The organism is Bradyrhizobium sp. LTSP849, assembly GCF_000938255.1.
GTDB lineage: Bacteria > Pseudomonadota > Alphaproteobacteria > Rhizobiales > Xanthobacteraceae > Bradyrhizobium.
Genome location: NZ_JYMR01000023.1, coordinates 301,496 through 315,932 on the forward strand (window position 1 = coordinate 301,496; position 14,437 = coordinate 315,932).

Consider the following 14,437-nt stretch of genomic DNA (forward strand, 5'->3'; position numbering starts at 1 on the left):
CTTTCGTGTTTGGAGAGATGGGCCGCGGACAGCTGCGTTAGCCGGCCGCCACCATAATGGAATTGAGATTGAGGCCGCCGCTCACTTTTTCGCCGGCCCCATCACGAGTACGCTGGCCAGCTTCCGCGCGACGGACGACGTCCGTCAGTTCCGGCGTAAAGCTCTCGTCGCCGTCCTCGATATGCCCGGTCAACCGTGCGGTGATCTCCTGGAACACCCAGCTATTCCCGTCGGGATCGCTGAATGTCGCGTAGGAGGCATAGCTCTTGCGCTGCGGGTTGGATCCTGCGGCGAGCGCGCCGGATCCGGCATGGTGAAAGATGCCGCCGCTATCGTGGAAAGCATCGCTCACGGCGATACCGCGGCGATCGAGCTCATTGCGCGCGGTCATGATGTCGGAAACGATCAGGTGGAGTCCCTGCACCGAGCCCGGCAAAGCCGTCGTCACGTTCTTGCCGAAGATGATCGAACACCCGGAGCCCGGCGGCGTGAACTGGATCACGCGGTAATCGTCGCCCGAATAGTCGAGATCGAGCCGCCAACCCAGATCGTCATAGAAGCGCTTGGCGCGATCGGCGTCGGCGACGGGTAGGACGATGACCTCGATATTCATCTTGACGGTGTCCGAGGCGGCCGGCTCGCGGAGTCCCGCCTCAAGGATCTCGACATCCTGATCGACCGTGCCGCCGCTGATGCCGACGCCTGCAACCAGCTGGCCGTCGATTTTCAGCGGCGCACCGCCGCCCATGGAGCAGAACCGTCCGCCGGCGACACCCATCAGCGGAAACAGCGCCTGTCCCGGCTGCACCAATGGAGACAGATCTGCCGTACGAAGTCCGACCAGCGCGGACGTGTAGGCCTTTCGCTCCGACAGCTCGAGCGAGAAGGTTGGCGCGCCGTTCATCCGATGCTTGAGAATGATGTTGCCGTGAATATCGATGATGCAAACAGCCATCGGGACCTTGGCTTGTGCCGCCTGTGCTTCAATGCGATCTGCGATCGTCTTCGTATATGTAAGCAAGTCCATGACGTGTGTCCTCTTTGTCGGGTGTTGTGGAATTTCGGCGTGCATAGCTTTTGAGCGCGTCAGCCGAGGCGCGGCAGATAGGATCCGATGTGATCTTCGGCGTCACCGGGACGATGGAAGCCCTGTTCGAAGAAGGCTTTGATCCTGTCCTGGGCAGCCGGTCGCGTGATCGAGGCCATGCAGGTTTCCCAGCCGGCCGCGATCTCGACGTCCGGCGGCAGGCTCGCGGCATTGACGAGACGCTTGGTGTTCGCGATCGCCCATTTGTCGAAGGACGCGATGCGGTTCGCCAGCGCATCAACGAAGCCGTCAAGTTCCGCATCCGGCAGCGACCTGTTCACATAGCCATAGGCCGCGGCGAGATCAGCGCCGATGTCATCCGAACTCAGGAGCACTTCGAGGGCTCTCTGCCTGCCCATCAGGCCGGGCAGGCGCGCCATCGGTCCTCCGCCGGCGACCAGGCCAACGCCGACTTCCCATTGTGACAAGCGCGCTTTCTCGCGGCTCGCAAAGCTCATGTCGCAGGCGAGCGCAATCTCGCTTCCGTTTCCGGTCGCGCGGCCGCGGATCAGGGCGATCGATACGACCGGCATGCGGGTGATGCGAACGAGGATGTCCGGCCACGCCTCCAAACCCGTCGGCCCTTGCGGCATATCCGTCAGGTCCTTGAAGTCCACGAAGAAATCACTGTGATTCAGGAAAAAGCCTTCGACGGCGCTATCGAAGACGATGACCTTGACCTCCTTGTCGGATTCGATCGTGGTGACGATCTCCCGAAGCTCGCGAACCAATTGCGGGCCCATCACGTTCAGCGGCGGATTATCGAAGGTCACTCGCCAATACGAAGCCGTGGGGCGGGTGAGCCTGATCTGCGTTGCGGTGTTCGTCGTCGCGTTCATTGGAGACTCCAGCTCTCGGGCCTTCGTAGCGGCCGGGTTCATTCTCGCGCATGTCATCGGTCTCCGAGCGCCGATCGGCGACGGAGTTTCAGCAGTCTTCAACTTTGCTGTGGTGGAGAGGTGCTCATCGACGAGCACCTCTCAGGGCAAATCGATCGATCGACCGTCCCTACGCGGCCGATTTGGCCTTTTGGGCCAAGGCGGCGAGCAGCGTCTGCGCGGCCGGACCCGACGAGTGCGGATTCTGCCCGGTGATGAGCTGGCCGGCGCTGACGACGTGCACGCCCCAGTTTGCCGTTTTCGAGAAGACGGCGCCGAGCTTAAGCATCTCGTCTTCGACGAGGAAAGGCACCACCTTGGTGAGGCCAACGTCTTCCTCCTCGCCGTTGGTGAAGCCGGTGACTTCCTTGCCTTGCACCAGCGGCTTGCCGTCGGGCGTCTTGACGTGACGCAGCGCACCGGTCGAATGGCAGACGACCGCGATTGTCTTGCCGGCGGCGAGGAACGATTCGATCAGCTTGACCGAGTCCTTGTCCTCGGCGAGATCCCACATCGGCCCGTGGCCACCGGGATAGAAGACGGTGTCGAAATCTTCCTGGCGCACGCTGTCGAGGCGGACGGTCTTGTCGAGCTGGGCTTCAGCAGCCGCATCCTTCTCGAAGCGGAGCGTGAGATCGGTGCGGGAATCGGGCTCGTTGCTCTTGGGGTCGAGCGGCGGACGACCGCCCTTCGGCGAGGCGAGCGTGATCTCCGCCCCGGAATCCCTAAAGACGAAATAGGGTGCCGCCAGCTCTTCGAGCCAGAAACCGGTCTTGCGTCCGGTGTTGCCCAACTGGTCGTGCGAAGTGATGACCATCAATACTTTCATAGCTGTCTCCCGTGATTGCGCTCGCTGAATGACGCTCTCCGTCGTGGCGGAGCTGCGCCGGCGTAAGTCTTGTTCGAGCTCGTGACGTTGTTCGCTGCTCGTGAGACGCAATCTGCACCCGGGCCGGGTTGTTAGCTCGTTATGTATTGTTAGACGGTGAGAGTGGAGGTTATGGCGAGGCTGCTCGCCGGCTAACGCCGCTATTCGAAGACGGCGTCGAAGATCTCGACGTCGATCAGCACGGGCTTCGCGATCACGGTTCCGTCAGGCCGCAGCGTCTGCGAGCGCCGAAGAGTCGGCACCACGATGCCGCTAAAATTCTCATGAGCCCACGAGTAATGCGCGACTTTCGTCCCGAGGAGATCGTGATCGGTTCGCCTCTGCAAGGCGTTCTCGTCGAAATAGAAGATTTGCTCGGACGCAAGGGAGATGAGGCTCGGCGGGAACTGCGCGCGAAGACGCCGCCAGGGCTCAGTATGCTCCTGCCACGGCGGCAGCTCCTCCACCACGACGTCGGGATGGGCGAGCAGGAACGGGGTCGTGAGATAGTTCCAGATCGCGACGCCGCAGAAGAAGACCAGATGCAGTTCGTCCGCCAGCGCATGCGCGCCGTTGGTGGGGAAGGCAAGGGTCGGGTTGCTCCAGGTCTGCAACACCTGACCGTCCAGGCTTTCGATCGTGATTGCGTCCGGCTGAAAGGAGCCGGACTGCTCGCCCCCGGTGATGCCGGTGAAACGGACCGATTGTGTCCGCGTCGATCCTTCCGCAGTCACGTCCTTGAATTCGCGGGCATGTCCGGCATCGGAGAACAGCGTGCCGCCAACGGAAAGATGCAGCGTGAACCGGTTCAGGCTATTCCAGCGGGCCAGGCCCCCGCAGGCGTCGATCGCATCGTCAAGAAGGGCCATGTCTCGCTGCATCCACCATGAATTGCCTTCACCATGGCCGGGTGGGTGCTGCTTGGCGTGTTAGAAGTTGTTAGGAGTTGCGAGAGCTTGATTTCGCGATATCTCGTTGAAGATGCTCTCAATTCAGGGCGTCGAGGAGCCCTCTGGCTGCGACCAGATCGCGGGTCGAGAGGCCTTCCTGATATTGTGCCACGAGCGGCGCGAGCAGAGTCTGCGCGTCGCCCTTTCGTCCGGTCCGCTGCCAGACGCGGGCAAGGCTCGTGGCCCCCCGCAGCTGCCAGCCGAGCGCACGTTGCCGGCGCGATAAGACGAGCGATTGCTGGAAATAGCCCTCGGCCTCCGCCGCTCTGCCGGACTGGGCCAGAATGTCCCCCTTGACCCTGAGCATCTCCGGCATGTCGAAGGATTCGCCGTGATCGCCGATCTGGGCGATGGCCTCGTCGATCGTGCGCAAGGCGTCATCGGGCTCGTTCTGGGCCGCGAGAGCCTCCGCGAGCGCTGTCGCAAACACTGTCGTCATGATCCGGTGCCGCGTCGCGTACAAGATGGCCTGGCTGCGCCGGAGATGATCGATGCCGCCGGTGACGTCCCCGCGGCGGAGCAGAAGCTCGCCCTTCTGACCGATGCCGACCGCGTGATAGGGGCCGAGGAAATGCCGCGCGGCGTGGTCGATCAGCCGCTCGATCAAGCTTTCTGCGCTGGCCCAGTCGCCGATCCACAAAAACACGTAGATGGTCCAGATCAGGGCAATGCCGAGCGTCAGGGGTTGCTCGAGCTGCTCGGCCTCCCGCACGGTATATCGGGCCGCCTCGATCGCGCGGTCGGGCCTGCCGGTGAGCCAGAGCCCGCGCGCCAGCGCGACCAATGCGACAATGCGGTCGTCATAGCCGAGATGCCCGATATTCAGCCGCTGCGAGCCCGGATTTTGGACCATCGCGCTTTCGCAGAACTGGACGGCCTTGTCCTGGTTGCCGATCAAGTGATGCGCCACGCCCAGCATCCACTCGACGTTGAGGGTGCTGGTCGGGTCGTTCAGTTTCCGGGCGACGCTTTCGCCCTGTTCGCCGGTCCCGAGCGCGCCGCGAAAATCTCCGACCCGGGTCAGGTAGATGTGCAATCCGCGCAGCAGCCATAGCTGCCAGTGCAGGTCGTCCAGCTCCTCGGCCAGTTGCAGGCTTCGCGTGAACGCGGACCGGACCCCTTCGGTATTGCCCTGCGTAAACATCACGGAGACGCCGAGCGCTGCCTGCAATGTCATTTCCTTGCGGCTATCGATCACATCGGCAGAAGCGAGCGCCTGCTGGGTCCAGCGATAGCATTCCGTGAGTAATGTCAGCTCGAGGAAGAATTGCGCCGCCGCAGCCGCCAGATCCACGCCGATGGTGCGGTCGCCGTTTTCCGAGAAGGTCCAGGTCAACGCGGCCCGCACATTCGGCAGATGGTCGGCATAGGGCAGGAATCCGCCCGAGCTCTGCATGCCATTGGATTTGATGGAAATGTCGTGCAGGAAGTCGCGGAAATACGCGGCGTGGGCCCGCGCGGCGCGGGCCGCTTCGCCGCTCTCGATGAGCTTGTTTCCCGCGAAGGCACGGGTCGTGTCGAGCAGGCGGTACCTCAATCGCCGTTCCGCAGGCGACGTCGCGATCAGGGATTTCGAGAGCAGGTTCGAGATCGCCTCGACGGCCTCCGCCTCGCTGATGCCCTGACATGAGGCGACGGCGAGCGCAGCTTCCAGCGTGAATGGCCCGACGAACACCGACAAACCGCGCAAGGTCGTGCTCTCGGCTGCGGGCAGCAGGTCGTAACTCCAGCTGAGCGCCGCGCTCAGCGTCTGGTGCCGGGGAATCGCGGTGCGGCGCCCCCGCCATAGCAGCGAGAACCGGCTGTCGAGCAGCGAGGCGGTTCCGGCGATCCCGTAGGCATTGACGCGTCCGGCGGCAAGCTCGATTGCGAGTGCAATGCCGTCCAGGCGTCGGCAGATATCGGCGACGAGCGGGGCATCCTCTTCGCTGAGTTCGAATTCGCTCAGGCTCTCGGCGATCCGCTCGACGAACAGCTGGCTCGCCGGATAGGCAAGGATGTCGGCCATGCTGAGTCCGTCACGGTGCGGCGGACAATCCAGGGGAAACAGCCGGTACACGCGCTCGCCTTCGGTGCGAAAGGACTCGCGGCTGGTGGCGAGAATATGCAGCTCGGGGGCCTCCCGCACGATGCGCTCCGCCAACGGGGCGAGCTCGTCGAGGATGTGCTCGCAGCTGTCGAACACCAGCAGCATCCGCCGGCTGCGCAGGAACGTCAGCAGCGCCGGTGTCGGGTCGTCCGAATTGACGGTCAGGCCGAGTGCCGCGGCGATCGTGCCGGGAACGAGCCGTGGGTCTGTCAGTGCGCCGAAGTCGACGAAGCAGACCTGGCCATCGAAGCCCGCAAGCTGACCATGCGCCAAGGCGAGTGCGACCGAGGTCTTGCCGATGCCGCCAGGGCCGACGATGGTGACGAAGCGGTGCAGGGAAAGTTCGGCAGAAATCTTCTCGACGGCGTCGTCTCGCCCGATCATCTTCGCGAGCGGGGCGGGCAGGGAGCGAAGCGAGGAGACAGGCGCGCTGGGCCGGTTCTCCAAAGGAGCGGCGCGGAGCAGGGGGGCCGCGAAACAATAGCCGCGGCCAGGCACATTGACGACATAACGGGAACCTTCGCTGGGATCACCCAGGGCCTTGCGCAGGGACGTGATGTGGAAGCGCAGGCTGCCTTCGTCGACATTCACGTCGGCCCAGACCCGTTTGACCAATTCCCGCTTGTCGATGACCTCGCCGGCACGCTCGACGAGATAGACGAGGATATCGAGCGCGCGGCCGCCGAGATGAAGTGGCGCGCCATCCTTCTCCAGCAGCCGCGACTTGGGGAACAGCCGAAAGGCTCCGAAGGAAATGGCCGAATCCTGGTCGTTAGTGTCCGGCACGCGCCAATGATCCCAGCGGGAGGGCTGATGTCTGTACGTTGATCTAGCAGAACGAGGTGGCCAGTAAACTGGCCGAAAGTGGCGAAATCGCGCGGCAATCGGCCGGTCGAACAGGGACTATCCGTCACAAATTTTGCTTAAACGCGAGCAGTCTACGAAGCGACCGGCACAACTTGTCAGTGTGCCCTGACCGTCGAGATGGCACTCCGGCCGCAAAGTTGTGATACCGCCGATCATAACAGAATCTTGCAACGTCTAACGAGCAAAACGCGCACGACGCATCCATTATAGCCTTCGAGTTTGGTCCTATGTCCAGCGGGGAGGCTAACATGTCCGATATCGGCTCCAGGGCGAACGACGATTTCGTTCAATCTCAGTATATCGCCAGTCTTGACGTTCAGTCGCGTGATTGGGAACTCGTGCTGCGGGAATCGCATCATCGGATGAAGAACACGCTGACACTGCTGGGTGCGTCAGTCCGCCGCGATTTCACGCGGGCCGGTACCCGGGACGTGTCGGTTGCAGTGGACCGGTTCGAGCGGCGGATCGTCGCTTTCGGCAGGCTTTATCAACTCTTGTCCGACGACGACGACCTGACGACGGTCCCGGTCGAGGCCTTCTTCGAAAACCTGTGCGAAGCGCTCTCCGGGGCGGTGCTGGAGCCGGCGGGGATCCGCTGCGAGGCTGCGATAGAAAGCGGCACGCTGCCGGCATCGCAGTGTCATCGTCTCGCACTGATGCTGACGGAACTGGTTACGAATGCGGCAAAGCATGCCTTCGCGAACAAGAGTGGTGCACTGATCCGTGTCGAAATGGCCCATCGCGATGGCGCCTGGCTCTGCACCGTGGCCGACAACGGGATCGGCGCCACCGGTCCGCTTCAGGGCACCGGCAGTCGCATTCTCGAAGGCCTCGCACGCAGCATCCACGCGCGACTGCATGGCGAAGCCGGGCAGGGCGGCACGCGGGTGACCATCGCGATGCCGGCCGCTGCTTGAAGATGCTTCTGCTCGCAATCGCTAACGAGCCATAACATCCCATAACGAGCAATATTCCCCGGTCTGGGCCAAGGTGATTGTGCAGACAGCGGGATCGGCCCGAGCCCGCGCCTCACATCAGGGAGTTCGACATGGCCACACCACAAAGCGATCGTGATGCCGCAGCCAAGCCTTTGGCATCGCGTGGCGTTGATCTGAAGCTCGAAGTCGTTGTCATCCCGGTGTCCGATGTCGACCGCGCCAAGGCGTTCTACACGCGCCTTGGCTGGCGTTTGGACGCCGATTTTGCCTCGGGCAGCGAATGGCGCGTGATCCAGTTCACGCCGCCGGGCTCGGCCTGTTCGGTGATTTTCGGCAAGAACGTCACGGCGGCAGCGCCGGGTTCGGCGCGGGGACTGTACCTGATCGTCTCCGACCTTGAGGTGGCGCGGAAAGATCTGCTCGAGCGCGGCATTGACGTCAGCAAGCCGTTCCACGGGGGCGGCGACGTTCACGCCGGACCGGATGAGCCATACCTGTCCGGTAGCGTTCGGGTCAGTGGTGTTGACCCGAACCGCGGCAGCTACGGTTCGTTTGCTTCGTTCAGCGATCCCGACGGCAATGGCTGGCTGTTTCAGGAAGTGACGGCACGTCTGCCCGGTCGCATCGATGCAACCGATACGACGTTCACGTCCGCGAGCGAGCTTGCCGGCGCGTTGCGCCGCGCGGCGGCAGCGCATGGCGAGCACGAGAAGCGCACCGGTGGGCATGACGAAAATTGGCAGGCCTGGTACGCGGACTACATCGTGCGCGAGCAGGCCGGTCAGCCCCTGCCGTCCTGAGTTGCTTGACGTGGATTCGTTCGATCGCACCGGGGCATCTGTGAGCGCGGCACGCGCATAACTCTTGCACACCTGACGTTAGCCGATACGGCGCGCGATGATTGTTCGTCGCGCGCCGTATTGCATGCGCATCGCGATCGTCGATCGCTGTCATCTGTGTCACGACGACTCGCAACGGCTAACGCAGTCTAACAATCCATAACGAGCAAATTGCCGATGCGTGCGCCAATGTCCCGGCATGACGAACCGACGCGTTAATTTCGAATTCGGTCAGCGTCGCCGACCAAAGCCAGGGAGAACCAACATGACTACGCAAGCACGTGCCGACATCCTGAACCCCGACCGCCGTCAACTGCTGAGCCAGGCCGCGATGACCGCGGTGGCCGCGAGCATGGCAAGCCTGTTTCCGGCGCATCCGGTGAAAGCTGCCGCAAGCGGCGCAATCCGCCCGTTCCACGTCAATGTGCCCGAAGAAGATCTGCTCGACCTCCGCCGTCGCCTTGCTGCGACGCGGTGGCCGGATCGCGAGATCGTTGCCGACCAGTCGCAGGGCGTGCAGTTGACGACAGTCCAGCAGCTCGTGCGCTACTGGCAGAGCGACTATGACTGGCGCAAGGTGGAAGCGCGGCTCAACGCGCTGCCGCAATTCGTTACCGAGATCGACGGGGTCGACATCCACTTCATCCACGTGCGTTCCAAGCACGAGAACGCGCTGCCGATGATCGTCACGCATGGCTGGCCCGGCTCGATCATCGAACAGATCAAGATCGTCGGCCCACTGACCGATCCAACCGCGCATGGCGCGAAGATTGCTGACGCCTTCGACCTCGTGATTCCCTCGCTCCCCGGTTACGGCTTCTCCGGCAAGCCGACCGAGCTCGGCTGGGATCCGCAACGTGTTGCGCGCGCCTGGGTCGTGCTGATGAAACGGCTCGGCTACAACCGCTACGTCGCCCAGGGCGGCGATTGGGGCAACGCTATTACAGAGCAACTGGCGCTGTTGGCGCCGCCGGAACTGCTCGGCATCCATACCAACATGCCCGCCACCGTTCCCGACGATATCGCCAAGGCGCTTCAGCCCGGCGGATCGCGGCCGTCAAACCTCTCGGCCGACGAGCGCACCGCCTACGACCAGCTCGATGACTTCTACAAGCACGGCCTCGGCTATGCGATCGAGATGTCGAACCGTCCGCAGACGCTCTATGGGTTGGTGGATTCGCCGGCGGGCCTGGCGTCCTGGATGCTCGATCACGACGCGCGCAGCACCGCGATGATCGCGCGGGCGTTCGACGGCAAGACGGAAGGACTGTCGCGGGACGATGTCATCGACAACATCACGCTCTACTGGCTCACCAACACGGCGGTGTCGTCGGCGCGGCTGTACTGGGAGAACAAGCTGGCGTTCTTCGAGCCCAAGCACATCAAGATCCCGGTCGCCGTCAGTGTCTTTCCGGACGAGATCTATGCGGCGCCGCGCAGCTGGGCCGAGAAGGCCTATCCCAAGCTGATGCACTATAACCGCCTCGACAAGGGCGGGCACTTCGCAGCCTGGGAGCAACCCACGCTGTTCTGCTCCGAAATGCGGACCGCGTTCCGCCCGCTGCGTCAGTCGATCTGAAATCAGCAGGGACGCGCGTCCCAGTGCGCGCGTCCCGCTCTTGCACACATGTCAGGATTTCAATCATGAACCGCCCCGAACGCACCTTCACCACCGAAGATATCCGCCTCGAGCGGAGGCTGCCGTCATATTGGCGTGTCACCTTCGACATGCCGCCGGTCAACATCTTCGGTCCGAGGCATCTGCCGCTGCTCAACGATATCGTCACCGCGATCGAGACCGATCCGCAGGTGAAGGTCGTGGTGTTCGATAGCGCCGTCGAAGGCTTCTTCATTACGCATTACGACTTCCTTGCGCCGCTGGAGGACACTGTCAGTATCCCACCCGGGCCGACCGGCCTCCAGGCGCTGCCCGATATGCTGGTACGTCTGAGCCGCGCGCCGGTTGTATCGATCGCCTCGATCCGGGGCCGTGCGACCGGCGTCGGCAGTGAGCTCGCGCTCGCAAGCGATATGCGCTTCGCCAGCCGAGAGAAGGCGATCCTGTCGCAATGGGAGGTTGGTGCGGGCCTCGTGCCCGGCGGCGGGCCGATGGCGCGGCTGCCGCGGCTGATGGGCCGCGGCCGCGCGCTCGAAGTTTTGCTGAGTGCCGACGACATTCACGGCGATCTCGCCGAGCGCTACGGCTACGTCAACCGGTCGTTGCCGGATGCCGAGCTCGATGGCTTCGTCGAGGCGCTCGCGATGCGCATTGCGTCCTTCGACAAGGATGCGATTGCCGAGACCAAGCGTCTCGTCGATGTCGCAAGCCTGCCGCCGGACGTGGAAATCAAGCCGGAGTGGGACGCGTTCTTGGCTTCGCTCAGCCGCCCCGCCAGCCAGGCCAGGATCAAGACGCTTATGGCGCGCGGTTTTCACCGCGCTGGCGACGTCGAGAACCGGCTGGGCTTCCACGTCGGACAGATCGGGAGCTAACGGAACCGCTGTGGTGCTCGACCGGTTGGAATGGCGGCAGGCGGTCGTGCCAATGTCGCCTTCCTCCGGTACGGAGCGCCGGTACTGAAATCAAACAAGGAGAATTGAGATGATCCGCAAGGCAAAAGCAGTCTGGAAGGGTACCGGTCGCGATGGCACCGGCCATATTTCAAGCGAATCCGGCGTGCTCGCTGAGACGCCATATTCGTTCAAGACCCGCTTCGAGAACGAGAAGGGCACCAATCCCGAGGAGTTGATCGCGGCGGCCCATGCCGGCTGCTTTACCATGGCGCTGGCTTTCGGTCTTCAGCTCGCCGGTTTCACGCCGGACGAGCTCTCGACGGAAGCGGCGGTCACGCTCGAGCCGGAAGGCAAAGGCTTCAAGATCAGCAAGTCCGCGCTGACCTTGCGTGCCAAGGTGCCGAACCTCGACGACGCAGGTTTTGCCAAGATCGCCGGCGAGGCCGAGAAGAACTGTCCGGTGTCGAGGGTGCTCAACGCCGCGATCACGCTGGACGCCAAGCTGACCTAGCTCAACACACCCAAGGACTGCCGCCATGCCCCGCCAACATCAGCCAGACGAAGACAGGTTCCGAGCGATCCTGCCCGAGGACATTGCGTGGCAGCCGTTTCCCGCGTTCCCGGCGGGCGCACGGCTGGCCGTCATGGTCGGCCATCCCACCGAACCCGGACCATACGTGGTCCGGGTGAAGGTGCCCGGCGGCACCAAGCTGATGCCGCACAAGCATCCGGAGGACCGGATCTACACGGTCATGTCGGGCGTGTTCTATATCGGGCTCGGCGAGAGTTTTGACGGCGACAAGGTCAAGGCCTATCCGCCGGGCAGCGTCATCGTCCTGCCCGGCGAGACCTGGCATTTTCACTGGGCGAAGTCCGGCGAATACGTCACCCAGGTTTCCGCGATCGGCCCATTGGGCCTAGAGTATCACGACGATCATGACGACCCGCGTCTGCATGCAGCGACGCAATGAGGCCTCGGACATCTCGACGGAACGAATGGAGCATCGAATGACGACAGAGCGCGCAGTTTTGGCTGGAGGCTGTTTCTGGGGCATGCAAGACCTCATCCGTAGGCAACCGGGCGTGATCTCGACCCGCGTCGGCTACACCGGCGGTGCGGTGAAGAATGCGACCTATCGCAATCACGATGGCCACGCCGAAGCGATCGAGATCGTCTTTGATCCCGCGAAGACCAGCTTCCGGACCATGCTGGAGTTCTTCTTCCAGATCCATGATCCCACCACGCTCAACCGTCAGGGCAATGATTGGGGCACGAGCTACCGCTCGGCGATCTTCACGACGAGCGATGAGCAGAAGCTGATCGCCGAGGACACCATTGCCGACGTCGAGGCATCGGGCCTGTGGCCCGGCAAGGTGGTGACCGAGGTGGCGCCCGCTGGTGACTTCTGGGAAGCCGAGCCCGAGCATCAGGATTATCTCGAGCGCTATCCGGACGGCTACACCTGCCACTTCATCCGGCCCGATTGGAAGCTGCCGCGGCGCGCGACCGCGCTCCAATAATCGCGAGAGCATCACGGAAGCTCCGACGCTGCATCGTCTACCCGACGGCAGCGATCCCTAAGTCACGCTTGAAAGTCACGAGGAGGATATCATGGCGAATGTTTCCTATGTCTCCGAACGACCGGCGAAGATTGGCAACGAATTTCACAAGGGAGAACGTCGATGAAGCCGCGCATGAACTTCTACGAGTCTGTTCCCGAGGCCGTCAAAGCGCTGAGCGCGCCCGAGAAGCGGACCACGACAATTGATTCAATCATTGCGCTGATGAGATCGATAGGAGGAGGTTCCTGGGTGATCCTCGCCACGTTGCTCATATTGCTCGTCGGCGCGATCGTCCTTTCCTATCTGGGCTGGACGAGTGCAGTCGGCACAGACGTGCCAGCCTCGGGCTATGTTGCCCTCGTACTTGGCGTGATCGCTTCCCTTGCTGTCGGCTTCGGGTTGATGGCGCTGGTCTTTTACAGCAGCCGTGCCGGGTATGATGAGCCGGCAAGACTGGTGCAGAAGGACGACAACACCTCCACCGATCCACGGGCGTAGTGCCCCCGGCGCATTATCGCTTCCGGAGATCAGGCATGGCCAAGGGATATTGGATCACCTTCTATCGCTCCATTTCCGATCCGGCTGCAGTGGCGGCCTATGCGAAGCTTGCTGGTCCCGCCATTACCACCGGTGGCGGCCGTTTCTTGGCTCGCGGCAATGCCGTGAGAGCCTATGAGCAGGGCGTCGCGCAGCGGGCCACGGTGACCGAGTTCGACAGCGTCGAACAGGCCATCGCGGTTCATGAGGGCCCCGCCTATCGCGAAGCGCTTCGGGTGCTGGGGAACGCATGTGAGCGGGACGTCCGCATCGTCGAAGGACTGGATTGAGTAAGTGCAGGGTCACGGGCAGGGAAACAATTGCTGCCCGAAGCATGGTGTTTGGTTCGAAGACGGCCGCGCCAAGACGAGAAAGAGAGCGGACATGTGTAACCTGCTGGCAGGGAGCCGCCGTTCGGCTCTGCCTGTCGGGTCGCCGATGTCAGGCGTGCGTCGTCCCCTGGCGCGGCTCCGGCCGGCATCCGCAGATCACGCGCACGGCCTTCTGGGCAAGCTCTCGCAGCTCGGCGCGGCGTGCGCCGGCACGCGCGCGAATGGCGATGGTCTGCATCGTCGCGGCGGCAAGGATCGCCAGTGCAGCGGGATCGGCGTCCGGCGTCAACTCACCCCTGTCCTGAGCGAGACGAAAACGCGCTTCGAAATCGGCATCGATCGCGCGCAATCCCGCTGCAACGCTGTTTCGGATCGCCGGATCTTCTGCGACTTCGGTCACCGCGGTTCCGACCACGAAGCAGCCGCGCGCGGTTCCCTTGCCGGAGAAGTAGATCGACAGCGCCGCGTCGTAGGCAAGCATCAGCGCCTCGTCCAGGGGATGGTCCCCCGCAAGAGCCTCGCGCGTCGCGGCAAGGCTTATCCCCCAATAGCGCGCGAGCGCTTCGAGATAGAGCGCGTGCTTGTTGCCGAACACCGCGTAGAGGCTCGGTGGACTCATGCCGGTCGCGGCCGCGACCTTGTCCAGGGATGTGCCGGAGTAGCCGGTTCGCCAGAACGTCTCCGTGGCCCGCTTGAGGGCCGTCTCGGCGTCATAGGCGGGCGGCCGTCCGCGGCGGACCGGGCCCGTTTCGCTTTTCTGCCGTGCCATATCGCCAAAATCCTGGTTGCGATGTTCCACACGTATATTTGTATAGATCGTTATAAAAATCAATAGCCGCACACCTTGATCGCCGCCCCGGAGTACGATATTTGTAACGAACGTTAGTAAATTGGATAGAGCGAGGGCTTTCGATGCGTTTGAACTTTGCGCCAATCGCCGGCTGGTTGGGCGATCGCAGTTTCCGAGGGAGCGAG

General features: G+C 63.0%; 15 protein-coding genes. 9 read left to right on the forward strand and 6 right to left on the reverse strand.

Annotated features, from left to right (window positions below; genetic code table 11):
• Positions 1 to 37 precede the first annotated feature (37 nt).
• The 5 genes from UB31_RS43025 to UB31_RS17245 all read right to left on the reverse strand — a co-directional run bounded on the left by UB31_RS43025 (position 38) and on the right by UB31_RS17245 (position 6,658).
• A complete protein-coding gene (locus UB31_RS43025; RefSeq protein WP_063775632.1) occupies positions 38 to 1,027 on the reverse strand; it encodes a heme-binding protein in 990 nt (329 codons plus the stop codon).
• A gap of 59 nt (positions 1,028 to 1,086) precedes the next feature.
• Complete coding sequence (locus UB31_RS17230) at positions 1,087 to 1,926, reverse strand: enoyl-CoA hydratase/isomerase family protein (protein ID WP_045011702.1); 840 nt, start codon at positions 1,924 to 1,926, stop codon at positions 1,087 to 1,089.
• Positions 1,927 to 2,095: 169 nt separating this feature from the next.
• The gene (locus tag UB31_RS17235; RefSeq protein WP_045011703.1) at positions 2,096 to 2,794 is read right to left on the reverse strand and encodes a type 1 glutamine amidotransferase domain-containing protein; all 699 of its coding nucleotides are present in this window, start codon (positions 2,792 to 2,794) and stop codon (positions 2,096 to 2,098) included.
• 200 nt (positions 2,795 to 2,994) lie between these two features.
• Positions 2,995 to 3,702: a hypothetical protein gene (locus UB31_RS17240; RefSeq protein ID WP_045011704.1), complete on the reverse strand. Its 708-nt coding sequence runs from the start codon at positions 3,700 to 3,702 to the stop codon at positions 2,995 to 2,997.
• A gap of 118 nt (positions 3,703 to 3,820) precedes the next feature.
• On the reverse strand, positions 3,821 to 6,658 hold the full coding sequence (locus UB31_RS17245; protein WP_045011705.1) for an ATP-binding protein: 2,838 nt from the start codon (positions 6,656 to 6,658) through the stop codon (positions 3,821 to 3,823).
• A 329-nt stretch (positions 6,659 to 6,987) separates the two neighbouring features.
• On the opposite strand from UB31_RS17245, the gene UB31_RS17250 reads away from it, so the two are divergent.
• From UB31_RS17250 to UB31_RS17290, 9 genes are all read left to right on the forward strand, one after another.
• Positions 6,988 to 7,656 carry a sensor histidine kinase gene (locus UB31_RS17250; protein ID WP_045011860.1) on the forward strand — a complete coding sequence of 223 codons (669 nt, stop codon included), beginning with the start codon at positions 6,988 to 6,990 and terminating at the stop codon, positions 7,654 to 7,656.
• A gap of 131 nt (positions 7,657 to 7,787) precedes the next feature.
• Positions 7,788 to 8,477 (forward strand): VOC family protein, encoded by a 690-nt coding sequence (locus tag UB31_RS17255; protein ID WP_045011706.1) that lies wholly within the window; start codon positions 7,788 to 7,790, stop codon positions 8,475 to 8,477.
• A gap of 304 nt (positions 8,478 to 8,781) precedes the next feature.
• Positions 8,782 to 10,095, forward strand: coding sequence for an epoxide hydrolase family protein (locus UB31_RS17260; RefSeq protein ID WP_045011707.1), 1,314 nt, complete (start codon positions 8,782 to 8,784; stop codon positions 10,093 to 10,095).
• 65 nt (positions 10,096 to 10,160) lie between these two features.
• Positions 10,161 to 11,009, forward strand: a complete 849-nt coding sequence (locus UB31_RS17265) for an enoyl-CoA hydratase/isomerase family protein (RefSeq protein ID WP_045011708.1) — start codon at positions 10,161 to 10,163, stop codon at positions 11,007 to 11,009.
• A gap of 109 nt (positions 11,010 to 11,118) precedes the next feature.
• The gene (locus UB31_RS17270) at positions 11,119 to 11,541 is read left to right on the forward strand and encodes an OsmC family protein (RefSeq protein WP_045011709.1); all 423 of its coding nucleotides are present in this window, start codon (positions 11,119 to 11,121) and stop codon (positions 11,539 to 11,541) included.
• 25 nt (positions 11,542 to 11,566) lie between these two features.
• On the forward strand, positions 11,567 to 12,001 hold the full coding sequence (locus UB31_RS17275; RefSeq protein WP_045011710.1) for a cupin domain-containing protein: 435 nt from the start codon (positions 11,567 to 11,569) through the stop codon (positions 11,999 to 12,001).
• Positions 12,002 to 12,038: 37 nt separating this feature from the next.
• The gene (gene msrA, locus UB31_RS17280; protein ID WP_045011711.1) at positions 12,039 to 12,551 is read left to right on the forward strand and encodes a peptide-methionine (S)-S-oxide reductase MsrA; all 513 of its coding nucleotides are present in this window, start codon (positions 12,039 to 12,041) and stop codon (positions 12,549 to 12,551) included.
• A gap of 162 nt (positions 12,552 to 12,713) precedes the next feature.
• Positions 12,714 to 13,091: a hypothetical protein gene (locus UB31_RS17285; RefSeq protein ID WP_245306001.1), complete on the forward strand. Its 378-nt coding sequence runs from the start codon at positions 12,714 to 12,716 to the stop codon at positions 13,089 to 13,091.
• A 35-nt stretch (positions 13,092 to 13,126) separates the two neighbouring features.
• A complete protein-coding gene (locus UB31_RS17290; protein ID WP_045011712.1) occupies positions 13,127 to 13,420 on the forward strand; it encodes a DUF1330 domain-containing protein in 294 nt (97 codons plus the stop codon).
• Positions 13,421 to 13,571: 151 nt separating this feature from the next.
• On the opposite strand, the gene UB31_RS17295 is transcribed toward UB31_RS17290, so the two are convergent.
• Positions 13,572 to 14,231 (reverse strand): TetR/AcrR family transcriptional regulator, encoded by a 660-nt coding sequence (locus tag UB31_RS17295; protein ID WP_045011862.1) that lies wholly within the window; start codon positions 14,229 to 14,231, stop codon positions 13,572 to 13,574.
• Positions 14,232 to 14,437 lie beyond the last annotated feature (206 nt).

Excerpts from the sequence above, each read along its gene's own strand:
- UB31_RS17285 (WP_245306001.1), top strand. The coding sequence starts at position 12,714 with ATGAAGCCGCGCATGAACTTCTACGAGTCTGTTCCCGAGGCCGTCAAA.
- UB31_RS17265 (WP_045011708.1), top strand. The coding sequence starts at position 10,161 with ATGAACCGCCCCGAACGCACCTTCACCACCGAAGATATCCGCCTCGAG.
- msrA (WP_045011711.1), top strand. The coding sequence starts at position 12,039 with ATGACGACAGAGCGCGCAGTTTTGGCTGGAGGCTGTTTCTGGGGCATG.
- UB31_RS17275 (WP_045011710.1), top strand. The coding sequence starts at position 11,567 with ATGCCCCGCCAACATCAGCCAGACGAAGACAGGTTCCGAGCGATCCTG.
- UB31_RS17290 (WP_045011712.1), top strand. The coding sequence starts at position 13,127 with ATGGCCAAGGGATATTGGATCACCTTCTATCGCTCCATTTCCGATCCG.
- UB31_RS17230 (WP_045011702.1), bottom strand. The coding sequence starts at position 1,926 with ATGAACGCGACGACGAACACCGCAACGCAGATCAGGCTCACCCGCCCC.
- UB31_RS17295 (WP_045011862.1), bottom strand. The coding sequence starts at position 14,231 with ATGGCACGGCAGAAAAGCGAAACGGGCCCGGTCCGCCGCGGACGGCCG.
- UB31_RS17270 (WP_045011709.1), top strand. The coding sequence starts at position 11,119 with ATGATCCGCAAGGCAAAAGCAGTCTGGAAGGGTACCGGTCGCGATGGC.
- UB31_RS17255 (WP_045011706.1), top strand. The coding sequence starts at position 7,788 with ATGGCCACACCACAAAGCGATCGTGATGCCGCAGCCAAGCCTTTGGCA.
- UB31_RS43025 (WP_063775632.1), bottom strand. The coding sequence starts at position 1,027 with ATGGACTTGCTTACATATACGAAGACGATCGCAGATCGCATTGAAGCA.
- UB31_RS17240 (WP_045011704.1), bottom strand. The coding sequence starts at position 3,702 with ATGGCCCTTCTTGACGATGCGATCGACGCCTGCGGGGGCCTGGCCCGC.
- UB31_RS17235 (WP_045011703.1), bottom strand. The coding sequence starts at position 2,794 with ATGAAAGTATTGATGGTCATCACTTCGCACGACCAGTTGGGCAACACC.
- UB31_RS17250 (WP_045011860.1), top strand. The coding sequence starts at position 6,988 with ATGTCCGATATCGGCTCCAGGGCGAACGACGATTTCGTTCAATCTCAG.
- UB31_RS17260 (WP_045011707.1), top strand. The coding sequence starts at position 8,782 with ATGACTACGCAAGCACGTGCCGACATCCTGAACCCCGACCGCCGTCAA.